Annotated in this window: 20 protein-coding genes; 14 read left to right on the top strand and 6 right to left on the bottom strand. The window is 63.9% G+C overall.

Translation table 11 applies throughout. From position 1 onward, the window contains the following. Positions 1-136: 136 nt before the first annotated feature. The 9 genes from CCX87_RS05575 (at position 137) to CCX87_RS05545 (ending at position 7,894) form a co-directional block, all read left to right on the top strand. The gene (locus CCX87_RS05575) at positions 137-640 is read left to right on the top strand and encodes a type IV pilin protein (RefSeq protein WP_087744461.1); all 504 of its coding nucleotides are present in this window, start codon (positions 137-139) and stop codon (positions 638-640) included. Beyond that, a complete protein-coding gene (locus CCX87_RS05570) occupies positions 637-1,194 on the top strand; it encodes a GspH/FimT family pseudopilin (protein WP_087744459.1) in 558 nt (185 codons plus the stop codon). Before CCX87_RS05575 ends, CCX87_RS05570 begins: the two co-directional genes overlap by 4 nt. 13 nt (positions 1,195-1,207) lie before the next feature. Further along, a complete protein-coding gene (locus CCX87_RS20725) occupies positions 1,208-1,951 on the top strand; it encodes a PilW family protein (RefSeq protein WP_143218347.1) in 744 nt (247 codons plus the stop codon). After that, complete coding sequence (locus CCX87_RS05565) at positions 1,948-3,303, top strand: pilus assembly PilX family protein (protein ID WP_087744457.1); 1,356 nt, start codon at positions 1,948-1,950, stop codon at positions 3,301-3,303. The genes CCX87_RS20725 and CCX87_RS05565 overlap by 4 nt, the downstream gene beginning before the upstream one ends. A 32-nt stretch (positions 3,304-3,335) precedes the next feature. Further along, positions 3,336-4,634, top strand: a complete 1,299-nt coding sequence (locus CCX87_RS20720; RefSeq protein ID WP_143218346.1) for a type IV pilus modification PilV family protein — start codon at positions 3,336-3,338, stop codon at positions 4,632-4,634. 44 nt (positions 4,635-4,678) lie between these two features. Next, positions 4,679-5,704 (top strand): type II TA system antitoxin MqsA family protein, encoded by a 1,026-nt coding sequence (locus tag CCX87_RS05560; RefSeq protein WP_087744455.1) that lies wholly within the window; start codon positions 4,679-4,681, stop codon positions 5,702-5,704. A gap of 90 nt (positions 5,705-5,794) precedes the next feature. Continuing rightward, positions 5,795-6,901 carry a bifunctional diaminohydroxyphosphoribosylaminopyrimidine deaminase/5-amino-6-(5-phosphoribosylamino)uracil reductase RibD gene (gene ribD, locus CCX87_RS05555; protein WP_087744453.1) on the top strand — a complete coding sequence of 369 codons (1,107 nt, stop codon included), beginning with the start codon at positions 5,795-5,797 and terminating at the stop codon, positions 6,899-6,901. A 105-nt stretch (positions 6,902-7,006) separates the two neighbouring features. Then, positions 7,007-7,354 carry a hypothetical protein gene (locus CCX87_RS05550; RefSeq protein WP_087744451.1) on the top strand — a complete coding sequence of 116 codons (348 nt, stop codon included), beginning with the start codon at positions 7,007-7,009 and terminating at the stop codon, positions 7,352-7,354. A gap of 12 nt (positions 7,355-7,366) precedes the next feature. Beyond that, positions 7,367-7,894 carry a hypothetical protein gene (locus tag CCX87_RS05545; RefSeq protein WP_087744449.1) on the top strand — a complete coding sequence of 176 codons (528 nt, stop codon included), beginning with the start codon at positions 7,367-7,369 and terminating at the stop codon, positions 7,892-7,894. Between the two features lie 13 nt (positions 7,895-7,907). On the opposite strand, the gene selD is transcribed toward CCX87_RS05545, so the two are convergent. After that, on the bottom strand, positions 7,908-8,972 hold the full coding sequence (gene selD / locus CCX87_RS05540; RefSeq protein ID WP_087748194.1) for a selenide, water dikinase SelD: 1,065 nt from the start codon (positions 8,970-8,972) through the stop codon (positions 7,908-7,910). Between the two features lie 57 nt (positions 8,973-9,029). On the opposite strand from selD, the gene mnmH reads away from it, so the two are divergent. Together mnmH and CCX87_RS05530 are read left to right on the top strand one after the other, a co-directional pair. Next, complete coding sequence (gene mnmH / locus CCX87_RS05535; RefSeq protein ID WP_087744447.1) at positions 9,030-10,079, top strand: tRNA 2-selenouridine(34) synthase MnmH; 1,050 nt, start codon at positions 9,030-9,032, stop codon at positions 10,077-10,079. A gap of 378 nt (positions 10,080-10,457) precedes the next feature. Then, positions 10,458-12,221: a phospholipase D family protein gene (locus CCX87_RS05530; RefSeq protein WP_087744445.1), complete on the top strand. Its 1,764-nt coding sequence runs from the start codon at positions 10,458-10,460 to the stop codon at positions 12,219-12,221. 32 nt (positions 12,222-12,253) lie between these two features. Here CCX87_RS05530 and CCX87_RS05525 read toward each other — a convergent pair whose 3' ends face one another. Continuing rightward, on the bottom strand, positions 12,254-13,207 hold the full coding sequence (locus tag CCX87_RS05525; protein ID WP_087748193.1) for a tRNA dihydrouridine synthase: 954 nt from the start codon (positions 13,205-13,207) through the stop codon (positions 12,254-12,256). A gap of 276 nt (positions 13,208-13,483) precedes the next feature. Here CCX87_RS05525 and CCX87_RS05520 point away from each other — a divergent pair, with 276 nt between their 5' ends. Next, a complete protein-coding gene (locus CCX87_RS05520; RefSeq protein WP_087744443.1) occupies positions 13,484-14,041 on the top strand; it encodes a hypothetical protein in 558 nt (185 codons plus the stop codon). 72 nt (positions 14,042-14,113) lie between these two features. On the opposite strand, the gene CCX87_RS05515 is transcribed toward CCX87_RS05520, so the two are convergent. The 3 genes from CCX87_RS05515 to CCX87_RS05505 all read right to left on the bottom strand — a co-directional run bounded on the left by CCX87_RS05515 (position 14,114) and on the right by CCX87_RS05505 (position 16,410). Continuing rightward, on the bottom strand, positions 14,114-15,262 hold the full coding sequence (locus CCX87_RS05515) for a methyltransferase (protein ID WP_087744441.1): 1,149 nt from the start codon (positions 15,260-15,262) through the stop codon (positions 14,114-14,116). A gap of 9 nt (positions 15,263-15,271) precedes the next feature. Continuing rightward, complete coding sequence (locus CCX87_RS05510) at positions 15,272-15,790, bottom strand: GNAT family N-acetyltransferase (protein ID WP_024814453.1); 519 nt, start codon at positions 15,788-15,790, stop codon at positions 15,272-15,274. A gap of 122 nt (positions 15,791-15,912) precedes the next feature. After that, complete coding sequence (locus CCX87_RS05505) at positions 15,913-16,410, bottom strand: hypothetical protein (RefSeq protein ID WP_087744439.1); 498 nt, start codon at positions 16,408-16,410, stop codon at positions 15,913-15,915. A gap of 242 nt (positions 16,411-16,652) precedes the next feature. Between CCX87_RS05505 and CCX87_RS05500 the strand changes: the two genes are divergently transcribed. Continuing rightward, a complete protein-coding gene (locus CCX87_RS05500) occupies positions 16,653-17,288 on the top strand; it encodes a response regulator (protein ID WP_087744437.1) in 636 nt (211 codons plus the stop codon). Then, positions 17,278-19,146 carry a hybrid sensor histidine kinase/response regulator gene (locus CCX87_RS05495; protein WP_087744434.1) on the top strand — a complete coding sequence of 623 codons (1,869 nt, stop codon included), beginning with the start codon at positions 17,278-17,280 and terminating at the stop codon, positions 19,144-19,146. Before CCX87_RS05500 ends, CCX87_RS05495 begins: the two co-directional genes overlap by 11 nt. On the opposite strand, the gene CCX87_RS05490 is transcribed toward CCX87_RS05495, so the two are convergent. Beyond that, a complete protein-coding gene (locus tag CCX87_RS05490; RefSeq protein ID WP_087748192.1) occupies positions 19,118-20,557 on the bottom strand; it encodes a coniferyl aldehyde dehydrogenase in 1,440 nt (479 codons plus the stop codon). The two genes, CCX87_RS05495 and CCX87_RS05490, sit on opposite strands and share 29 nt — an antisense overlap. Between the last annotated feature and the right edge of the window lie 32 nt (positions 20,558-20,589).

The raw sequence follows: 20,589 nt of genomic DNA, 5'->3' as shown, positions 1-20,589 counted from the left end.
GCCAAGGCACGCCAGCACCACAGCACCACTGGCCCCCGCCCACCCCCACCAGAAACCCGACAAGCGGCCCCGCGCAATCGACCAGCGGCACATTCGAAACACTTGTTTCGAAAGCCTTACGCGTCAAAATGTAGGCATGAAAACCTCCACCGCACCACAGGCACGCCGCCAATCCCCCAAGCCCAATGGATTCACGCTGATCGAACTGATGATCGTCGTGGCGGTTGTGGGCATATTGGCTGCAGTGGCCTATCCCAGTTATATGAACCAGGTTCGCAAGTCGAGGCGCTCGGATGCGATTGCTGCGCTGGCTGAAGTTCAGCAGGCGCAAGAGCGCTGGAGGGCTAACAAGCCAAAGTACGCGAGCCACGCAGAGGCGATCGCGACGAAAACGCCGCCCCCTCCCCCACTGACCACACCACCCACACCGCCCACACCACCCGGACTCGGCCTATCAGCAACAAGCCAGGGCGGTTATTACACCTGGGCCGTTTCAAGCAACACGGAAACCGGCTACACCTTGACGGCAACCGCTGTTGATGGGAAAAGCCAGAAAAAAGACACCGGTTGCGATACCCTCACAGTCACGGTGAACAATGGCAGCGCAAGCAACTCGCCCAACACCTGCTGGGGCAAATGATGCCAAGGCAAAAAGGCTTCACCCTTATTGAGTTGTTGGTCACCGTGGCAATTGCAGCCATTTTGGTCACCTTGGCCGCGCCATCTTTTACTACTTTTTTTGCCAAAAAACGTGTCGAAGGTTTGATCAACGAACTGGTCACCGACTTGCAGTATGCACGCAGTGAAGCAGTGCAACGCAATGCCTCAGTCCAAGTGACCCTTGGCACTAATTGCTATGTTATTCACGCATTGGCAACGTCTACGACTACCGCATCTGCCAACACGAGTTGTGTACAGACAGCGGGAACAGCTTCGACCATCGGGTCTGGAGAGACAGAGCTAAAAACCGTCAAGATAGCAGCCGGAAGTTCAGCGTCCTTTTCGCCAAACACTGGAACGATAGTTTTTGATCCAGTACGCGGAATGGCAACCATCAGCAGCGGCGCCGACACAATCACAGCGACTAGCAGTATCGGCTCATGGGACCTGCGTGTAAACATCACTTCGATGGGCCGGGTAAAGACGTGCAGCCCTACCGGGTCCGGGCACATATCGGGCTATTCCACCTGCTGAATAAGGACAAAAAGTGTATACCCCAAAAAAAAGAGCACTACAGCAAGGCCTCTCTGTAATCGAGTTGCTTATTGGCGTGGCCGTCGGATTATTCATCCTCAGCGGTGCATTGATGCTGTTCGGCGACTACATCAACAACAATCGCCGTCTTGTACTCGAAACTCAGGTTAATCAGGACATGCGCGCAGCAGCAGACCTGATCGCCCGCGACTTGCGCCGGGCGGGTTACTGGGGCAACGCAACCGCGGCGGTCGTATCCTCCAGCGCTCCAATTCCGGCCGCTTCGTCACCCTACGCCGCAGTCTACCCAGCCGCCAGCGCAGCATCCTCAACCGCCACCTACAGTTACTCAAGCGCCAAACCCGCCAGCGCCGAGAACAACGCTCTTGATAGCGCAGAAAATTATGGTTTTAGGCTGAATTCTGGTGAATTGCAATTTCAACAAGGAAGCAGCAACTGGCAAGCTATTACTGATATCAAGTCCTTGACTGTCAGCAATTTCACTGTAACGCCAGTGCACAAATGCGTTCCATTGCAGCAGTACTGCACCGGTGGTAGCAGCAGCACTTGCGCTGCATGCACGGTTGATGCCAGCGGTTGCCCGACTGCGGCTTGCGCCACATGTCCGTTTATCAAAGTGCGAAGCTACAACATCGCATTGCAAGGCACATCCACCACTGACCCCACGGTAACGCGCAGTATTCAAGAGACTGTGCGTGTGCGCAACGAAGAACTACTTGGGAGCTGCCCACTATGACCTTATTTACAAATTCAAATCGGTCCACGCGCAATCCAAGGCTGCAGCGTGGTGCGACGACGCTAGTCGTATCTCTGATTTTGCTGTTCGGCATGACTTTGGTTGCGTTCTTCGTGAACAGAAGCATGCTGTTTGAGCAAAAAACCTCAGCAAACCAATTGCGCTCGACAAAAGCATTTGAAGCCGCCGAAGCAGGCATCGAATGGGCAACCGCGATGCTGAACGACCCGCGGTATGTCAACACGACCTGCACCACAACGGGCACCGGCAACACAAAGTCATTTCGAACCAAGTACCTGGGCTACGATGCAGCCGAAGGTTTTCTTGATTCGACGAAATTCCCATCCCCACCGCCGTCGCCAGTTTGCAGAATGAACGGTACCGCCGAGCCCGTCTGTAGCTGTCTTGATACTGGCATCCCAAGCCTCAGTACGACCACCGACCCCACGTTCACTGTGGAGTTAGAGCCTTTTAATGCAACAACCATTGCATTAAAGATGCCCGGCGCAACACCAGATAAGGAAAGCGTACTGGTCACATCCTACGGTTGCACTTCTGTCGGCAGCGGCAATCGTTGTGAGCCAGACAACACCAATAAATCCGATGCCTATCAGAAGATCAGCATTATCGTGAAACTGCGGCCAGCTGTCAGGGCGGTGCCAGCAGCGGCAATTACGACTGGTGGCTCGCTGCAGTTGACCAGTGCCGCCAGTAGTGTTTCAAACACCGACCCCGGCTCAAACGGCATACTTGTTAATGCAGGCGGTGGCATTAATAACACGGCAGTGCCCGGTTGCAACGGGGCATTCAAGGAATTTCAAAACACCTCTACTCTGTCGGGGACACCATGGCAAAACTCAATGATCGCAAATGATGCGTCACTTAGCAGCCTCAGTGCCGACCCCGACCCTGATGCCATGTTTAAGAGTTATTTCGGCACAACAATCGATCTATTTAAATCAGATGTATCGACAAAAATTTTAGGCAATTGCGGAAATGTAACAACTGACTATGCTTCAGCATTTGCCCAAGGTTATCGATCTTTCTACACAACTTGTTATTTTGACGCACAAAGCAACTTAGGCAGCCCAACAGATCCGGTCATCTTTGTAACGACAAACGGCCTGAAGTTCAATGGTGGTGAAAAGATTTACGGACTGGTTTATGGCGACCAAGCAACCTGGGACCAGGTTGGCCTTGGCAACGGTGAAATCAATGGGGCACTTATTGTGCGCGGCAATTATTGCGCAAATGCAAACGCCAATTACAACTACGACGCGGAAGCATTGAAAAAAATTCGCGGAGCAACAGGGTCAATGGTACGTGTACCAGGCAGTTGGAAAGACTTTTGATTTTTAGTCACCCACATAACCCAGAGAAGACCATGAAAGCACATTACAAAAAACCTGCCCATGGATTCGCACTGATCGAAGCCCTGGTCGCCATGATGGTGGTGAGTTTCGGAATGCTGGCTGTGGCCGGTTTTCAGACCACTTTGTCATTGAATGCTGACGTTGCCAAACAGCGCACCGAAGCTACCCGGTTAGCCCAGCAAAAAATGGAAGACCTGCGAACATTCGAGAATCTGACAAAATACGGGACGCAGATGGTGAGCAGTTCTGCCGTGACGCCCGTAACGCAAGAAACCATAACGTCCATTGCAGGTACAACGACTAATGCAACATTTATCCGATCCTGGGGTATCACGAGCGCAGGTACCCCTGACACTGGTCGCTCAGTCGTTGTTACAGTGGCCTGGACTGATCGTGCGGGGAATGCGCAACAAGTCCAACTGACATCCCATGTCTCCGCGACAGATCCACTCTTGGCTGGCAGCCTCTGGTTTCCGTTGCCCGACGGAACTATTCTGCGGCGGCCCAAAAATCGCAACCTAGATATTCCAATACCTTCTGTTGACTTAGGCAATGGCAAAAGCGCAGTCAGATTCAAAGACAATGGCAAATATATTTTGTTTGACAATATTACCGGCGACGTTACAAACACCTGCACCGACAACACATTAACTTCCACATCCACTGCAGATGAGATAAAAAACACCCTAAAGGACCCCAGCACCAGTAACACCGGAATTTGCACAAAAATTATAGGTTATATCGTAGCTGGGTATGTCGATGTAAGTTTAGAAGATGGAGCCAAAACTAGTCCAATCACAATTCCCACAGGATGGAATGCCAACAGCATTGACATTGATCACTCGGGTATTACCTACACACCAGCAACCAATTACTCAACAGAATGCCAGTTTGGCGACGCCAAAGATCAAAATTCTGGCATCACTATCGCTAACTACAAATCTTACATATGCCTGATCTCCTGGCCAGCACCAACGACAAACGGCCCGAACAATCAGACGTACGAATGGAATGGAACCATCAAACTTTCTGGCACTTCAATATGGGAGATCACCGAAAAAAATAAAAAAACAACGCACTATGACTACGTTTGCCGCTTCCAATATGCCAACTCCACGATCGACTCCAACGAACGTAATGAGCGACCATACACAAAAGTCAATAAATCCCTAGACCAGCAAAATTACTTCCTAGCGTCCACAACCGGAACTCCGAGTTGTGCGGGCACCAAAATGAACGTAACAAACATATCTACAGGCGTTCTGCACCAAAACTGCAACGTGGATGGCTGCCCAACTAGAACCAAGTAAACAATGGCCCGGGGCAATCACCTCTGCGCCGCCATGCCCGAGCTATGACTACCCCGTCCCAGCCACAAGCCCAAACCACCATCGAGGACTACCTTAAGGGCGAGCAGCTTGGTGAAGTCAAGCACGAATACCTGGCCGGCCAGGTGGTGGCCATGGTGGGGGCGACTCGCACGCACGCTCTGATCGCCGGCTCCTTGCATGCTGCACTGCTACCTGCGGCACGCCGCAAAGGCTGCCAGTTGTTCATGGCCGATATGAAAGTGCGCATAGACCAGGCCGAAGAGAGCTACTTTTACTACCCCGATGTGGTGCTTTCTTGCGCGACGGCCGACAGGCACCCCCTGTACACCGCGCTCCCTTGCCTGATTGTGGAGGTGCTCTCCCCCAGCACCGAACGCATCGACAGGTGCGAAAAGCTGTTTGCCTACCGCCTGCTGCCCAGCCTGCGCGAATACCTGCTGCTGCGCCAGGATCGCGTGCACGCCGATCTGTACCAGCTGGGCGACGAGGGCCGTTGGCAGCACAAGGTTCTCACCCGGCCCGATGAAGCGCTGGCGCTGCGCTGCCTGGATGTGGCCGTGAGCCTGCGCGATGTCTATGCCGATGTGCCCGTACATCAAGCTGACGGCTGTCGCCGAGCGCATCGTCATACAGTTCAAGGGGAAGTGACTATGGCAACAAAAATGAAACTTTGCGGTGCCTGCGGCGGCAAGACATACACGGCATTCGCGGGCGAGACCTTCGCCATCAGCGCCGATGTACAGGTGCATAACCTTTGCGGCGACCGCTGCGATAGCTGCGGCGAGGTGTACTTTGACCGTGAAAGTCAAGAGCGCTATATCGAAGCCAGCGACGCCTGGGTTTTGGCCGGGCGCGAGCAAGAGCAGCGCCTGCTACAGCGCGTGCGCAAGAAGCTGCGCCTCACCCAGCGCCAGGCCGCGCAGCTGACCGGCGGCGGGCACAACGCCTTCAGCCGCTACGAACGCGGCCAGGCCCAACCCATGCCAGCCGTGGTGAACCTGTTCAAGCTGCTGGACAAGCACCCCGCCCTGCTGGAGGAGCTGCGGTAAGGGTTTGAGCAGATTGCTCAAAATGGCGCCGTATCCAGAAAAATGTGGCGCAGTTCCATACTGCTGCTGCACGCTACTATCGCAGCCGCTATGACAGACGCATCCCCCTTCATCACCCAAGCGCTTGGGCTGGCCGCCCAGGCGCTTTTTTTGTCCAACCCCAATCCGCGCGTGGGCTGCGTGATTGCCGCGCCCGATGGGCGGGTGCTGGGCCAAGGCTTTACGCAGCAGGCTGGCGGTGCGCACGCCGAGGTGATGGCGCTGCGCGATGCGGCCGCCGCTGGCTGCGATGTGCGCGGTGCCACCGCCTACGTCACGCTGGAGCCCTGCGCGCACCAGGGGCGCACGGGGCCGTGCTGCGATGCGTTGATTGCGGCGGGCATTGGCAAGGTGGTGGCCTCCATTGCCGACCCCAATCCGCTGGTGGGCGGCCAGGGCTTTGCGCGGCTGCGCGCTGCGGGCGTGGCGGTAGAGGTGGGCCCGGGCGCGGCGCAGGCGCGCGAGCTCAATATCGGCTTTTTCAGCCGCATGGTGCGGGGCACGCCGTGGGTGCGCCTCAAGGCTGCTGCGTCGCTGGATGGCACCACTGCCTTGGCCAATGGCGCCAGCCAGTGGATCACATCGCCCGCTGCGCGCGCCGATGGCCACGCCTGGCGTGCGCGCGCCTGCGCGGTGCTGACCGGCATTGGCACGGTGCTGGACGACGACCCGCGCCTGGATGTGCGCGAGGTGCCCACCCCGCGCCAGCCGCATGTGGTGGTGGTCGATAGCCAGTTGCAAACGCCGCTGGATGCTCGCCTTTTCATAGCTGGCCGCGCTTGCTACATATACGCTGCAGCCCAAAATGATGCCAAAAAGGCCGCGCTGGAAGCGCGTGGCGCCACCGTGATCTATCTGCCCAATGCACAGGGCAAAGTGAGCCTGCCAGACATGCTGCGCGACCTGGCCCAGCGCGGCGTGAACGAGCTGCATGTGGAGGCCGGCAACAAGCTCAATGGCTCGTTCGTGCGCGAGGGGCTGGTGGATGAAATGCTGGTGTATCTGGCGCCCACTTTGCTGGGGCCGGGCCTGGGCATGGCAAGTGTTGGGCCTCTTGAAACGCTTGCCCAAGGGCTGGCGCTGGACTTCACTTCGGTGGACCGGGTGGGGCCAGATGTTCGCCTGGTGGCACGGGTGCGCGGGCGCGACGCGTTTTGATGATTGGGCAGGCTTTATAGGCGCACTTGACGACGATGGTTGGCGCCCCCACACTGGATTGCGCATTACACTGATTTATGTGTTGCAAGCATCAAAGGATCCAGCATGGCCACCAATGTCAATTTCACGGGTTCCGTGGATCGCGACCTGCTCAAGCGCGCGAAGGTGATCGCGGCCAAGGCGGACACGTCGATCAATGCACTTTTTAATACCGAGCTGCGCTACCTGGTCGAGACATTTGAAGCAGCCGAAAGCAGCGGCAACCAGAACTTCAAAACCCTGCTGGATTTTTCGCTGGGGCGCATTGGCGATGGTGAAGCGCTTGCCGCCTTGGGCATAGACAGCCAGGAAGACCTTTTCTTGCTGATGGCGCAGGCCCATTTGCCCATGCCGCGCATTGCAGACGCCGAGACACAGCACATGGTGGACAGCCTGCACGCACTGGCGCCTTGATCGGCAGGCCGCATGACGACGCACTCAGACATTGTTTTGCTGCCCGACGCAGGGCCGTTGATTACCCTCGCCTACGCCGACGCGCTGGATGTGCTTTTCAGGCCGGGCTGGGCGGTGGCGCTGGTGGATATGGTGCTGCTGGAGGTGACGCGCAACCAGACCCCTACCAGCGAGAAGCTGGCGCATTGGTCACAAGCCAACCATGTGCCCGTTCTCTCCACCCGGATTCATGAACGCTATCAACAAAGCCTGTCCAGCGGTGCTGCGCCACCCCGCAAATCGAATCTGGGTGAACTGGCAATTCAGGAGTCGATGAATCACTTCGCTGTGGAGCAGCCGCCGAAAACCGGTGTTTTTCTTTTTGAAGACCACAAAATAGCGCGCGCCAGCTTTGTCGTGCCAGACAACTGCCGCAAGGTCAGCACCCGGGCTTTCTTGTTGTTTCTGGAACAAAAGGGGTGGCTGGCGTCTGCCGCAGAAGTCGAGCGCAAAGCGGTTCACGCCGGGCGGGCGTTTTCCAACTTGCGCTTTCCCCCGTAACAGTCCGCCCTGCTCAGCCGCAAACCAGCTGGCTGCCCTGCCCTGGCGCCCGCGACTGCATGGCACCGATGGCGGCGGCTGCGGCAAAGCCGGCTTGCGCAAATGTGCCCAGCACGCTGGCCAGCGCATCGGGGCTGCAGCTCACCAGCAGGCCGCCGCTGGTTTGCGGGTCGGTCAGCAGGTGGCGCTGCCATTCGGGCGCACCGGGCGCCCAGGCCACGTCGGCGCCATAGGCGGCCCAGTTGCGTGCGGATGCACCCGTGACCACGCCATCGGCCGCAAACTTGGCTGCAGCTTCAATGACCGGCACCTGGGCCAGATTCACCTGGGCCGAAAGCCCCGAGCCCCGGCACACCTCCAGCAGATGGCCGGCCAGGCCGAAGCCGGTGACGTCGGTCATGGCGTGCACGCCATCGAGCGCGCCCAGCGCAATGCCCACGCGGTTGAGTTGCGTGGTGTAGCGCAGCATGTCGGCATAACCCGCGGCGTCCAGAATGCCTTTTTTGAGCGCGGCCGACAAAATGCCCACGCCCAGCGGCTTGCCCAGCACCAGCACATCGCCCGCCTGCGCATCGGCGTTGCGGCGCACGCGCTGCGGGTGCACCAGGCCCAGGCCCACCAGGCCGTAGATGGGCTCCAGCACGTCAATCGAGTGCCCGCCCGCAATGGGAATGCCGGCCTCGCGGCACACGGCGGCGCCGCCTTCGAGCACGCGGCCAATCACTTCGGGCGGCAGCTGGGCAATGGGCATGCCCACCAGCGCCAGCGCCATGATGGGCGTGCCGCCCATGGCGTAAATGTCTGACAGCGCATTGGTGGCGGCAATGCGGCCAAAGTCGTAGGGGTCGTCCACGATGGGGGTGAAAAAATCGGTGGTGGCCACCAGAGCCTGGCTGTCGTTGAGGCGGTAAACGGCGGCATCGTCACTGGTTTCGTTGCCCACCAGCAGCTCGGGCGGCACGATGCCCTGCGGTGCGCGTGCCAAAATCTCGTGCAGCAGGCCCGGCGCTATCTTGCAACCGCAACCGCCGCCGTGCGACAACTGGGTAAGACGAATGGGTTTGGAATCAACAGTCATGGTGCGCGCGATTGTGCCAGCCGACCGCCGGGCAGCGCGGGGCAAGGGCTTGGCACCATGAGCCACCGCGGCCCCGTGCGCGTGGCAGACCGCCATGCGTTTCACACCCTGATCGATGCGCGTTCGCCCGCCGAATTTGCGCTGGACCACATTCCCGGCGCCATCAACTGCCCGGTGCTCGACGACGACGAGCGCCGCATTGTGGGCACCATTTACAAGCAGCAAGGCGCCTTTGAGGCACGGCGCGTGGGCGGTGCCATGGTGGCCGCCAACCTGGCGCGGCATTTGCGCGAGCAGTTTGCCGACCAGCCCGCCAGCTGGAAGCCGCTGGTTTATTGCTGGCGCGGCGGCATGCGCAGCGGCTCGATGGTGACCTGGCTGCGCCTGGTGGGCTGGGATGCGCAGCAACTGGCCGGCGGCTACAAGGCCTGGCGCCGCCACGTCATCGACCGGCTGGCCGAGCTGGCACCGCAACTGCCCCTGCGCGTGATTTGCGGCCCCACCGGCAGCGCCAAAACGCGCGTGCTGCAAGCCCTTGCGGCGCGCGGCGCGCAGGTGATCGACCTGGAGGCCTGCGCCCGCCACCGGGGCTCGGTGCTGGGTGCCTGGCCGGGGGTGGAGCAGCCCTCGCAAACCGCCTTTGAAACGGCCCTGCTGCATGCGCTGGAGCCCCTGGATCTGCAGCGCACCATCTATGTCGAGGCCGAAAGCAGCAAGATCGGCCGCCTGGCGGTGCCCCAGCCGCTGGTGCAGCGGCTGCGCGCCAGCCCCTGCATCGAGATCGCGGCCAGCGTGCCGGCCCGACTGGATTTTTTGCTGCGCGACTATGCCAACCTGGGCGACGACCCGGCCCTGCTGGCCCGGCAACTGGGCGTTTTGAAAGAGCTGCACGGCAAGCAGGTGATCGCGCGCTGGCAAGACTGGGCCCAGGCCGGTGCGCTGGCCCCGCTGTTTGCCGAGCTGGTGGCCTTGCACTACGACCCGCTTTATGCCCGCTCGCAAAGCACCCACCTGCACCAGTGGGCCACGCGACACACCCTGGCCAGCGACGATCTTTCGGCGGCGGGCATTGATGCCCTGGCCGCCCAGGTGCTGGCGCTCGATTGAGCCTGGCACCGGGCTGGTTCATGCGTGGAAAAGCTATTAAATACATAGCTTGTGGCGCTTACTGGAAAAGGGCTAGAGCCGTTTTTTACCCAATTTTTCGGCATGCCTCCGATGCATGGCGCTTCCATCCGTTCGGGCTGAGCTTGGCCTGACCTGGCCGGCTCAGGGCGGGCGGGGTTGATTGGAGACAAATCACCGGGCCGTGTCCGTGATCTCGGCGCCACGTCTGACATCCACACAGAGCGCAGCCCACTACCCTGTGGCGCATGATGGCGTGGTCCGGTGCTGTCCAGACCCGCCTGACACGCCGGCACCCCAACCCGCTGGCAATGCCCCGCCGCCGGTTCACGCCGCCGATTTTTGCCACTGCGCCCGCCCATGACACTCGCCCTTGTTTCCGGTTTTCTCACCCCGCTGCTGCGCCGGCACCCGCTGCTGTGGGCGGCGCTGCTCGTTCCCCTGCTGGGGGCTTGTGCCGAATTGCCCCAGAACGTGCAGCGCCCCGTGTCAACGGCACTCGAAACCGTTGCCGGCACACCGCTGGCCACGCTGGTGGACGAGCGCCGCACGGCGGCGAATGCGCGCTTTGCATCGGGTTTTTTGCTGCTGGCCGGCCCCCAGGCGGCCTATGGCAGCCGCCTGGCCCTGGTGGAGGCGGCGCAGAAAACGCTGGACCTGCAGTACTACGCCATCCACGCCGATGCCAGCGCCGAGCGCCTGCTGCTCAGCGTGGTGGCCGCCGCCCGGCGCGGCGTGCGCGTGCGCGTGCTGCTGGACGACTTTCACAGCGCGGGCAAAGACGCGCAGGTGATGCGCCTGGCGTTTGAGCCCAACATCGAAATGCGCATGTTCAACCCGGTGGCGGGCGCCCGCGGCTCGGCCTTCTGGCGCATGGTCAGCGCGCTCAGCGATTTCTCGCGCGTGCAGCAGCGCATGCACAACAAGCTGTTCATCGCCGACAACGCCATGGGCATTGCCGGCGGGCGCAACCTGGGCGACGCCTATTTCGGCCACGACGCATCGGGCAACTTTGTCGATCTGGACGTGCTGGCGGTCGGCCCCATCGTGCAGGATCTGTCGCGCAGCTTTGACAGCTATTGGAACAACGAGCGCGCCTATCCGGTGCAGTCGCTGATCACGCAAAAAGAGCTGGACGCCCAGCGCGCGTCGCTTGCCGCCGCCGAAGAGGAACAAGGCGCGCGCACCGAGCCTTCGCCTGCACCCCCGGCCGCCTCTGGCCCTTTGGCAACGGCATCTGCCCCCATGGCGCCAGACGCCGACGCGGCCCAGCGCAGCCGGGTGTGGGACCGCAAGCCGCTCGATCTGACAACCGCCCGCTTTGTGTGGGCGCCCGCCGTGGTGCTGGTGGACAAGCCCGCCAAGATTCCGGCGGAATCTTCTGCCACCACCGAGCCGCTGGCACCCCAGCCCGACACGCCCTCGCCGCGTGCGGCAGTGGCGGCGCAGGGTGCTCCGGCGGCCCACCTGGAGGACAACGAAGACACCGTGGTGGATGGCCTGCTGCAGCTGATGGGCCAGGCGCGGCGCGATCTGCTCATCGTCTCGCCCTATTTCGTGCCGGGGCGCGAGATCACCGCGGCCTTTGCCCAGGCGCGTGCCCGGGGCGTGCGAGTACGCGTGCTGACCAATTCGCTGGCGTCGAACGACGCGCCCATTGCCCACGCCGGCTACGCGCGCCACCGCAAGGAGTTGCTGGCCATGGGCGTCGATCTGTACGAGATGCACAGCGAGACCACTGGTGTGCGCCGTGCCATCAGCGCCACGGGCAGCGGCGGCGCCACCGGCTCCTCGCGCGCCATGCTGCACTCGAAGTTGGTGATCATGGACAACCGGCTGCTCGCCGTGGGCTCCATGAACCTCGATATGCGCTCGCAAAAACAGAACACCGAAATCGCGCTGCTGATCCGCAGCACCGATCTGGCACGCCGGGCAGGCAGCAGCATCGAGCAAGCACTGCGCGATGCCGCCTGGCATGTGGAGCTGCAGGCTGGCGGCGGCCTGATCTGGCGAGCGCCCCAGGGCAGCAACCTGCAGGACGCCACCAGCGAGCCCGGTGCCAGCGTGCCGCTGCAACTGTTGCTGCTGCTACTGGGGCCGCTGGCGCCCGATCATCTTCTGTAGCGCCAGCCCCGCAGGGGTGCGGCCACCCACTTTCAAGACTGCAAGGCAGCCACCCAAGCGGTGATGGCGCGCTGATCGGTCATGGTGCGCACATGCTGGAATGCCAACTCGGCCTCGGGATAACGGCGGCGCAGCAGGTTGAGCCATTGCTTGAGCCGGCCAGCGCGCTGGCGCGGCTCCAGGTCGTTGCACACCAGCTGCCAGAACGCGGCCAACTGCGGCAGCAATGCGGGCCATTCCACCCGGTCCGTGCCCGGCTGGCCCTGGTCGGCAGCGCGGATGGCGCGGGCCAACCCGGGGTCGGCCACCATGCCGCGGCCCAGCATGAGGGCGTCGCAGCCCGACACCGCGCGGCAGCGCTGCGCGTCGGCCACGGTCCAGATCTCGCCATTGGCCACCACCGGAATGCGCACGGCCGCGCGGATCGCCGGAATCTGCTCCCAATAGGCTGGCGGGCGGTAGCCATCGGCCTTGGTGCGGGCGTGCACCACCAGTTCGCTGGCGCCGCCGGCTTCCATGGCCTGCGCGCACTCGCGCGCCAGGCTGGCGTCGTTGAAGCCCAGGCGCATCTTGGCCGACACGGGCAGATGCGCTGGCACGGCGCGGCGCACGGCGGCCACCACCGTGGCAATGCGCTCGGGCTCTTGCAGCAACGCCGCGCCGCCGCCGTGGCGGTTGACCACCTTGGCGGGGCAGCCAAAGTTCAGGTCGATGCCCTCGGGGCCCAGCGCCGCCAGGGCGGCTGCGTTCTCGGCCATGCACACCGGGTCGGAGCCGAGCAGCTGCGCGCGCACCGGCACGCCCGCCAGCGTGCGCCCGCCGTGGCGCAGCTCGGGCAGGTAGCGCAGGAACACCTTGTCAGGCAGCACGGTGCCGGTGACGCGGATGAACTCGGACACGCAGCGGTCCACGCCGCCCACGCGGGTCAGCACGTCACGCAGCACAAAATCCAGAAGCCCCTCCATGGGGGCGAGCAGCAAGGTCATGGTGCGTTCCACACGCCAAGGGCGGCGGTGGATGTCGAAAGAAAATTTACAAGAAAACAGGCAAAAGCGCTTATGCAGCAAGCGCTAGCAGCTACAAAACAAATAGCAAATCAGAACCCGATCTGCTGCCACCGGCAGCGCCCGCCATTGTGCGGCAGCCTGGCGGGCGGGCTGCAGTGCCGGCACGGGCTGCACGGCGGCGTGCCGTGCAGGTCATCACAGCGTCATCGCGCGGTGCTGGAATGCAGGCCATTCCTTTCCGTGATCCGTGCGTCCATGTTGCTCCAACGAACCGATAAAGCCCGCCGCGAACTCTCGCCTGGCGTTCGCACCCTGAGCCTGCGCGAACGCTCGTTGCTGCTGCTGGCCGACGGCAAGCCACTGTCTGAACTGCAGGCCATGTACAACGGCACCGGCGCCCAGATGGTGGAACACCTTGTGCGCGAGGGCTACCTTGCCCAGCTGGCCACCACGCAAGCTGCAACCGAACCCGTTGCCGCGCCCGAACCCGTTACGGCACCAGCGCCCGAACCCATTGCCGCACCGCAAACGCCCCCCGCTCCCAGCGAAGCCCTGCGCTCCCTGGCGAGCACCCGCATGTACCTGTTCGACCTGAGCGAGCGCCTGTTTGCCCGCCGCAACCCCGATCTGGCCCGCAGCTACCACGCGTCCCTGCGCGAAGCGCGCGACCGCGAGAGCATGCTGGCAGTGGGCGAAGCCCTGATTGCCGAGGTGGCCAAGGTGGCTGGCGATGAGCGCGCCCTGGGCATTCGCGAGCGCCTGGAGCAGTTGCAGCCGCCAGACCGGGCGCTGTCTGCCGCCATGAGCGACTGAGAGGCTGAGCGCGCAACGCAGCCCGGCGCAGCGCGCCCTCACCGTCTTAGCAGGAAATGGGATGGGCGCGCATCAGGCCGCAGCCAGGCGCCACAACGATGTGACTTCCGCCGCGCGGGCGGCGTGCAGGGCATCGCCCGCATCGGCCGCCTTGGCGTGGCGCGGGCGAATGTCCGCGCGGCCCAGCACCTGGAGGCCCGCATCGGCAATCCAGCCCATGAGCTGCTCGCGGGTGCGCAAACCCAGGTGCTCGGCCAGGTCCGACAAGATGAGCCAGCCTTCGCCGCCGGGCTCCAGGTGCGCGGCCAGCCCGGCCAGAAAGCCCCGCAGCATGCGGCTGCCCTCGTCGTACACGGCGTGCTCGATCGGCGAGCTGGGACGGGCCGGCACCCAGGGCGGATTGCACACCACCAGCGGCGCGCGCCCGGCGGGAAAGAGGTCCACCGACTGCAGCTCGACCTGCGCCAGCGCGCCCAGGCGCTGCAGGTTGTCACGGGCGCAGGCCAGCGCGCGCGGGTCTTGCTCGGTGGCCACCACGCGCTGCACGCCACGGCGCACCAGCAGGGCCGACAGCACGCCGGTGCCCACGCCGATGTCAAAGGCCAGCGCTTTCGATGGCAGGGCGGCCGCTGCCACCAGGTCCACATATTCGCCGCGCACGGGCGAGAACACGCCGTAATACGGATGGATGCGGTTGTTCGGCGCGGCGCCCAGGGCGGGCACTTCGACGCCCTTCTTGCGCCACTCGTGCGCGCCCACCAGGCCCAGCAGCTCGCGCAGCGAGGCCACCGAGCGCTCGCCCGTGGCCGGGCCCCAGGCTTCAGTGCAGGCCTGGCGCAGGTCGGGGGCGCGGCGCAGGTCCATGCCGTAATCGCCTTCCAAAGGAATCAGCAAGGCCGACAGCACGCGGGCGCGCTGGGCCTGCGCCTGGCGGTGCAGGTGAAACGCCTCGGCCGGCGTGGCCGCCGCAATTTTTTCGGCGGCCTTGGCTGCTGCCTTGGGCGGCTTGCGGTCCACCCGCCGCATGAGGGCCTGCAGCAGCATGCGGGCGTTTTGAAAGTCGCCCTGCCACAGCAGGCCGGTGCCTGCGCAGGCGAGCCGGTAGGCCGTGTCGGCAGACAGCGTGTCGTCGGCCACCACCACGCGGCGCGGCGCAGTGGCCCCGCTTTCGGAGCGCCAGCGGGCTTCGTGGGCTTGGCCCGAGTCGCTCCAGGAGATCATGGGATGGCCTTAGTTGATGGGGCGCTTGAGGCGCACTTCTTCAATCTTCACGCCACCCACCACGGCCGTCTTGGCGGTGGAGAGTTCGCGCTTGAAGCCGGCCATTTCGTGGAAGCGGATGGCGCGCTCGTTGCGCAAGGGCACCCACGCGGTCACGTTGGTGCAGCCTTCTTCGTGCAGGCCGTCGCGGGCGGCGTCCCACAGGGCCAGGCCTACGCCCTGGTTCCAATGGGTGGGCGCGGCGTAGATGGCCCAGATTTCACCGGTGGTGGGGCGGGATTTTTCATCGCGCGAGCGGTCGTAGCCGACGAAGCCGACGATTTTTTCGCCATCGATGGCGACCTGCACCTGCGGCTCGCAATACTCGATGGCCTCGCGCCAGTAGGCTTGGCGCTTTTCGACCGACATGGATTTCAACTGCTCGTCTGGCACCAGACCTTTGTAAGCCTCTTGGGCGGAAACGGTATGGATCTGGGCAATGGCTTTGGCATCGCGAAGTGTGGCGGGACGAACCTGGATACTGGACATGGAAAAACCGAACGAAAACAGGGGGTGAAAAAACAAAAAGGACCGGCATTGTCGCCGCAAACGCTTTTTCACCCCGTGCGGCTGGTTAATCCGCGGGCCTGCCCAGGCCCCTGAAACCGTCCTCAGGCCATTGCCAACGCAGCCTTTTCGTCGCCCGTTGCCGCGCCCTGCGCACGGGCGCGCTTGTTGCGCGGACGGGGCACTTTCACCGCCGGAGGCACCCCGTTGATGGCACCCAGGCCCAGCACCAGCGTCACGCTGTGCGAAGCGTCCTCGCGTTCATCGGGCGCGTAGGGGCGATAGCTGCCGTTGCCGGCGCCATGGCTGCGCTGCACGGCATGCAACACCACGCGCGCGCCATCGCGGCTGGCGCCCGTGCACAGCACGCGCAGACGTGCGTCGCGATCGAGTGCCAGGCCCATGTGGCCGGGCCGGTTGATGAGGTCGGTGCGAATGGCGCGCCAGGTCTGCCCGTCGTCCAGCGAAAACTGCCAGGTGCCCGCCTGCGTATCCAGGTATTCAATGACCACGCCGGCCGATGCCTGCAGCTCGGCGCAGTTTTCTTGCAGCAGATGGGCCACGGTGTTGCCCCCCACGCCCGTCCCTGCGCCATTGGCCATGGAACGCGGGCCGGCAGTGTGTGGACGGTGGGCGGAAAATCCGGCGGCAGAATGGAAAGCGAAAGCACTGGCACTCATGAGGAAACCTCTTTGCAGATAACCAAGTCAGGATCAGTTGCGCAATGCGGTCTAACCACAGACCACCACAACGCCTTGAACAAAGTCTAGGAAACGCACGCCCGCGCGTCCATCGCACAAATGGACTAGACCCGCAGCCCGGCGTTGTGCGCAATACTCGCCCCATGCCCGCCAGTCTGCTGCTTGTTGACGACCACACCCTGTTTCGCACCGGGCTGCGCCTGATCGTGCAGGACCACCCGGCGGTGGACTCCATTTCCGAGGCCGGCACCGTGGCCGAAGCCTGTGCGCTGCAGCTGGACGCGGTGGATCTGGTGCTGCTCGATATCCAGATGCCCGGCATGAGCGGCCTGGACGGCCTGCGCCTGTTGCGCCAGGCCTGCCCCCGGGCGCGCATCGTGCTGGTGTCTGCCAGCGTGGCGCCCGACGCTGTTTACGAGGCGCGCATGCGCGGTGCCGACGGCTTTTTGCCCAAGTCGGCCAGTGGCGAGGACATTCTGGAAGCCATCACCTGCGCGCTGTCTGGCGCGCCCTGCTTTCCCCCCAACAGCGGCAACACCGCCACCACGCGCGGACCGGCAGCGCCCTCGCTGACGGCCCGCCAGCTCGACGTGCTCTCGCTGCTGTGCACCGGCAAGCCCAACAAGGTGATTGCGCGCGATCTGGGGCTGAGCGAGAACACCGTGCGCGTGCATGTGGCCGCCATCTTTGCGCAGCTGGGCGTCAACAGCCGCAGCGCTGCCTTGCTGGCGGCCCAGCGGCTGGGCCTGTCGCTGCCGCCGCTGCACGATGCCGCCTGAAACGCCAGGGGTCGCTGCGCGCTGGCGGTGGCCCTGGCCGTCGCTGCGCTGGGAGCGCGACGAGGTGCTGCGCGAGCAGGTCGCACTGCTGCGCCAGAACTTTCCCATGACCCTGCTGGCCTCGCTGGCCACGGCGCTGGGCACGATGTGGGTGATGGACGGCGTGGCCGACGCGCAGGCCATGACCGCATGGCTGATCGCGCATGTGCTGGTGGTGGCGGTGGTCTATCTCGCGCTGCGCAGCATGGACCCCCACGCCGCCCCCGCCCGCCAATCGGCCTACAAGCTGATGGCCTGCATGGCCGGCATGGGGCTGAGCTGGGGCAGTCTGGGCCTGGTGGTGATGCACTGGGGCAACGCCGCCAGCGTGATCTATGCGATTGGCATCGTCAGCACGGTGTCATCGGGCGCCCTGGGGCTGGGAGCGCCGCTGTACCGCGCCTACCTGACCTACCTGGGCTGCGCCATCGGCGGCGTGCTGCTGGCCGTTGCCCTGGCAGGCGGGCCGGTGCTGTGGCCCGCGCTGTTCCTCGTGCTGGTGTATTTCAGCCTGACCTGCATGCAGGCCAGCACCGCCGACAAGGCCACCCGCCGCAGCATTGGCCTGAAACTGGAAAACCAGCGCCTGGTGGGAGAGCTGCGCGCCGAGTCCCAGCGCGCCCAGGCGGCCCAGCAGATTGCCGAAAAAGCCGACCGCGACAAATCGCGCTTTCTCGCGGCGGCCAGCCACGACCTGCGCCAGCCCCTGCATGCCATGGGGCTGTTTCTGGAGAGCCTGCAGCGCAGCCCCCTGAACGAGCGCCAGCAGACGGTGCTGGACCATGCGCACGCCGCATCCAGCGCCGCAGCCGAAATGCTCACCACCTTGCTCGACTACTCGCGGCTGGAGGCCGGCGTGGTCAAGGTGCGCCCGGCGGCCTTTGCCGTGCAGCCGCTGCTCACGGCGCTGGAGCAGGAGTTTGGCGTGCAGGCCGACAACGCGCGCCTTGTGTACCGCACCCGCGAGACCTCATTGGCCGCGCATGCCGACCGCGCGCTGGTGGGCCTGGTGATGCGCAACTTCATCTCCAATGCGCTGCGCTACACCGCCCGGGGTGGGGTGCTGATTGCGTGCCGCCGGCGCGGCCAGCGGGTGGCACTGGAGGTGTGGGACACCGGGGTTGGCATACCCCAGCACCAGTGGGACGACATTTTTCAGGAGTTCCTGCAGCTCGACAACCCGGAGCGCGACCGGCGCAAGGGCCTGGGCCTGGGGCTGGCCATCGTGCACCGGCTGGTCAACGAGATGGGGGGCACCACCGTCGAGCTGCGCTCAAAGCCAGGCCGGGGCTCGGTGTTTCGCCTCTGGATGGATGCGTGGGACGGCGCACTGGAGGATGACGCCGCGCCGCTCCCCGAAGACCGCAGCCTGGAGGGCCTGCATGTGCTGGCCATCGACGACGACGAGGCGGTGCGCCTGGGCATGCAGTCGCTGCTGCAAAGCTGGGGCTGCCTGTGCACCGTGGCCGACTCGGGCGCGGACGCACTCGAACGCCTGGGCGACGACACCCCCGACCTCATCATCACGGACTTCCGGCTGCGCCACGAGGAAACCGGCAAGCAGGTGCTGCAGGCGCTGCGCACGCACCTGGGCACTGCGGTGCCGGCCATCATCATGACGGGCGACACCTCGCCCCAGCGCCTGCGCGATGCGCAAAGCACGTCGGCCCTGCTGCTGCACAAGCCCGTGTCCACCAGCCAGCTGCGCGAAGCCATGGTGCAGCTCATCACCCAGCCGCAGTCCACCAAAGCGGCAGGCTCCGCGCGGGGGCAGGACGACAAGAGCGCGGCTACAGCCAGCGACGCAGCAGGCCCATGATGCAGTCGAAGCGCGCACCATACGGCGGATAGAGCAGCGCGCCCATGGCCCAGCGCGACTGCACCAGCACCGACTTCTGGTGGCAAAAGCGCAGAAAACCCTGCTCGCCATGGTAGGCACCCCAGCCGCTGTCGCCCACACCGCCAAAGGGCAGGTTGTCGTGGGCGATGTGCATGAGCGTGTCGTTCACCGTGACGCCGCCGCTGACGGTGCGGCGCAGCACATCGTCCCGCACGGCTTCGCTGCGGCCAAACCAGTACAGCGCCAGCGGGCGGGGCCCCGCGTTGATGTGGGCGATGGCGTCGTCGAGCCGGTCATACGAAATCACGGGCAGGATGGGGCCAAAAATTTCCTCCTGCATCAGGCCCATGCCCGACGTGGCGCCAAACACCAGCGAGGGCGCCATCTGGCGGCTGACCCCGTCGCCCAGCGTGCCCACGGTGGTGGTCGCGGGCTTGCCCCTGGCGGGATCGATGGTGTGCACCTCGGCGCCCTGCGTCTGGGCCTGCTGCAGCAGGGTGCGCAGCCGCGCATAGTGGCGCGGCGTGATGATGGAGGCGTAATCGGGGTTGCCCTCGATGCGGGGAAACAGGCGCGCCACCGCCGCCTCGTAGGCCTGGGAAAACTCGGCCTCGCGCCCGCGCGGCAGCAGCACGTAATCGGGGGCAATGCAGGTCTGGCCGGCATTGAGCAGCTTGCCGTGGGCAATCTTGAGCGCGGCGTCCTGCATGTCGCCATCGGCGTCCACGATGCACGGCGACTTGCCCCCCAGCTCCAGCGTGGTGGGCGTGAGGTGCTGCGCGGCCGCCTGCGCCACCTTGCGCCCCACGGCGGTGGAGCCGGTAAACACCAGGTGGTCAAACGGCAGCGACGCCACCAGCGCCGCCGTGGCCGCGTCGCCCTGCACCACGCAAAACTCATCTGCCGCAAAGAACTGCGCCACCAGCAGGGCCAGCTGCGCCGAAGTGTGGGGCGTGAGCTCGCTGGGCTTGAGCATGACGCGGTTGCCCGCCGCCAGCGCCGTGATGGCGGGGGCCAGCGCCAGCTGCACGGGGTAGTTCCACGGCGAAATCACGCCCACCACGCCCAAGGGCTGGCGCGCGATCCAGCCGCGCGCAGGCTGCAAGAAGAGCGGCGTGCGCACCTTCTGGGGCTTCATCCAGCGCGCCAGATGGCGCAGGGTGTGCGCCAGCAAGGTGCGCAGCACAAAAAAATCGGCCACCTCGGTCAGGCGCGGCGAGCGCATGCCGAAATCGGCCTGCACAGCGGCGGCCAGCACGGGCCCGTGCTCATCGAGCATCTTTTGCACCCGCAGCAGGCGCTCACGGCGCACCAGCAGGGGCACGTCAATGTGCGCCCGGCTGGCCTGGTGCTGAAGATGAAAATGGGCGCGGATGTCGTCAGGGGTCATGGCGGTCATCATAGAAGGCCGCCCAGCGCCTG

The sequence above is a fragment of the Acidovorax sp. T1 genome (assembly GCF_002176815.1).
Lineage (GTDB): Bacteria > Pseudomonadota > Gammaproteobacteria > Burkholderiales > Burkholderiaceae_C > Acidovorax.
Note: the sequence above shows the minus strand (reverse complement) of the source record. Positions and strands in the feature narration are given on the sequence as shown.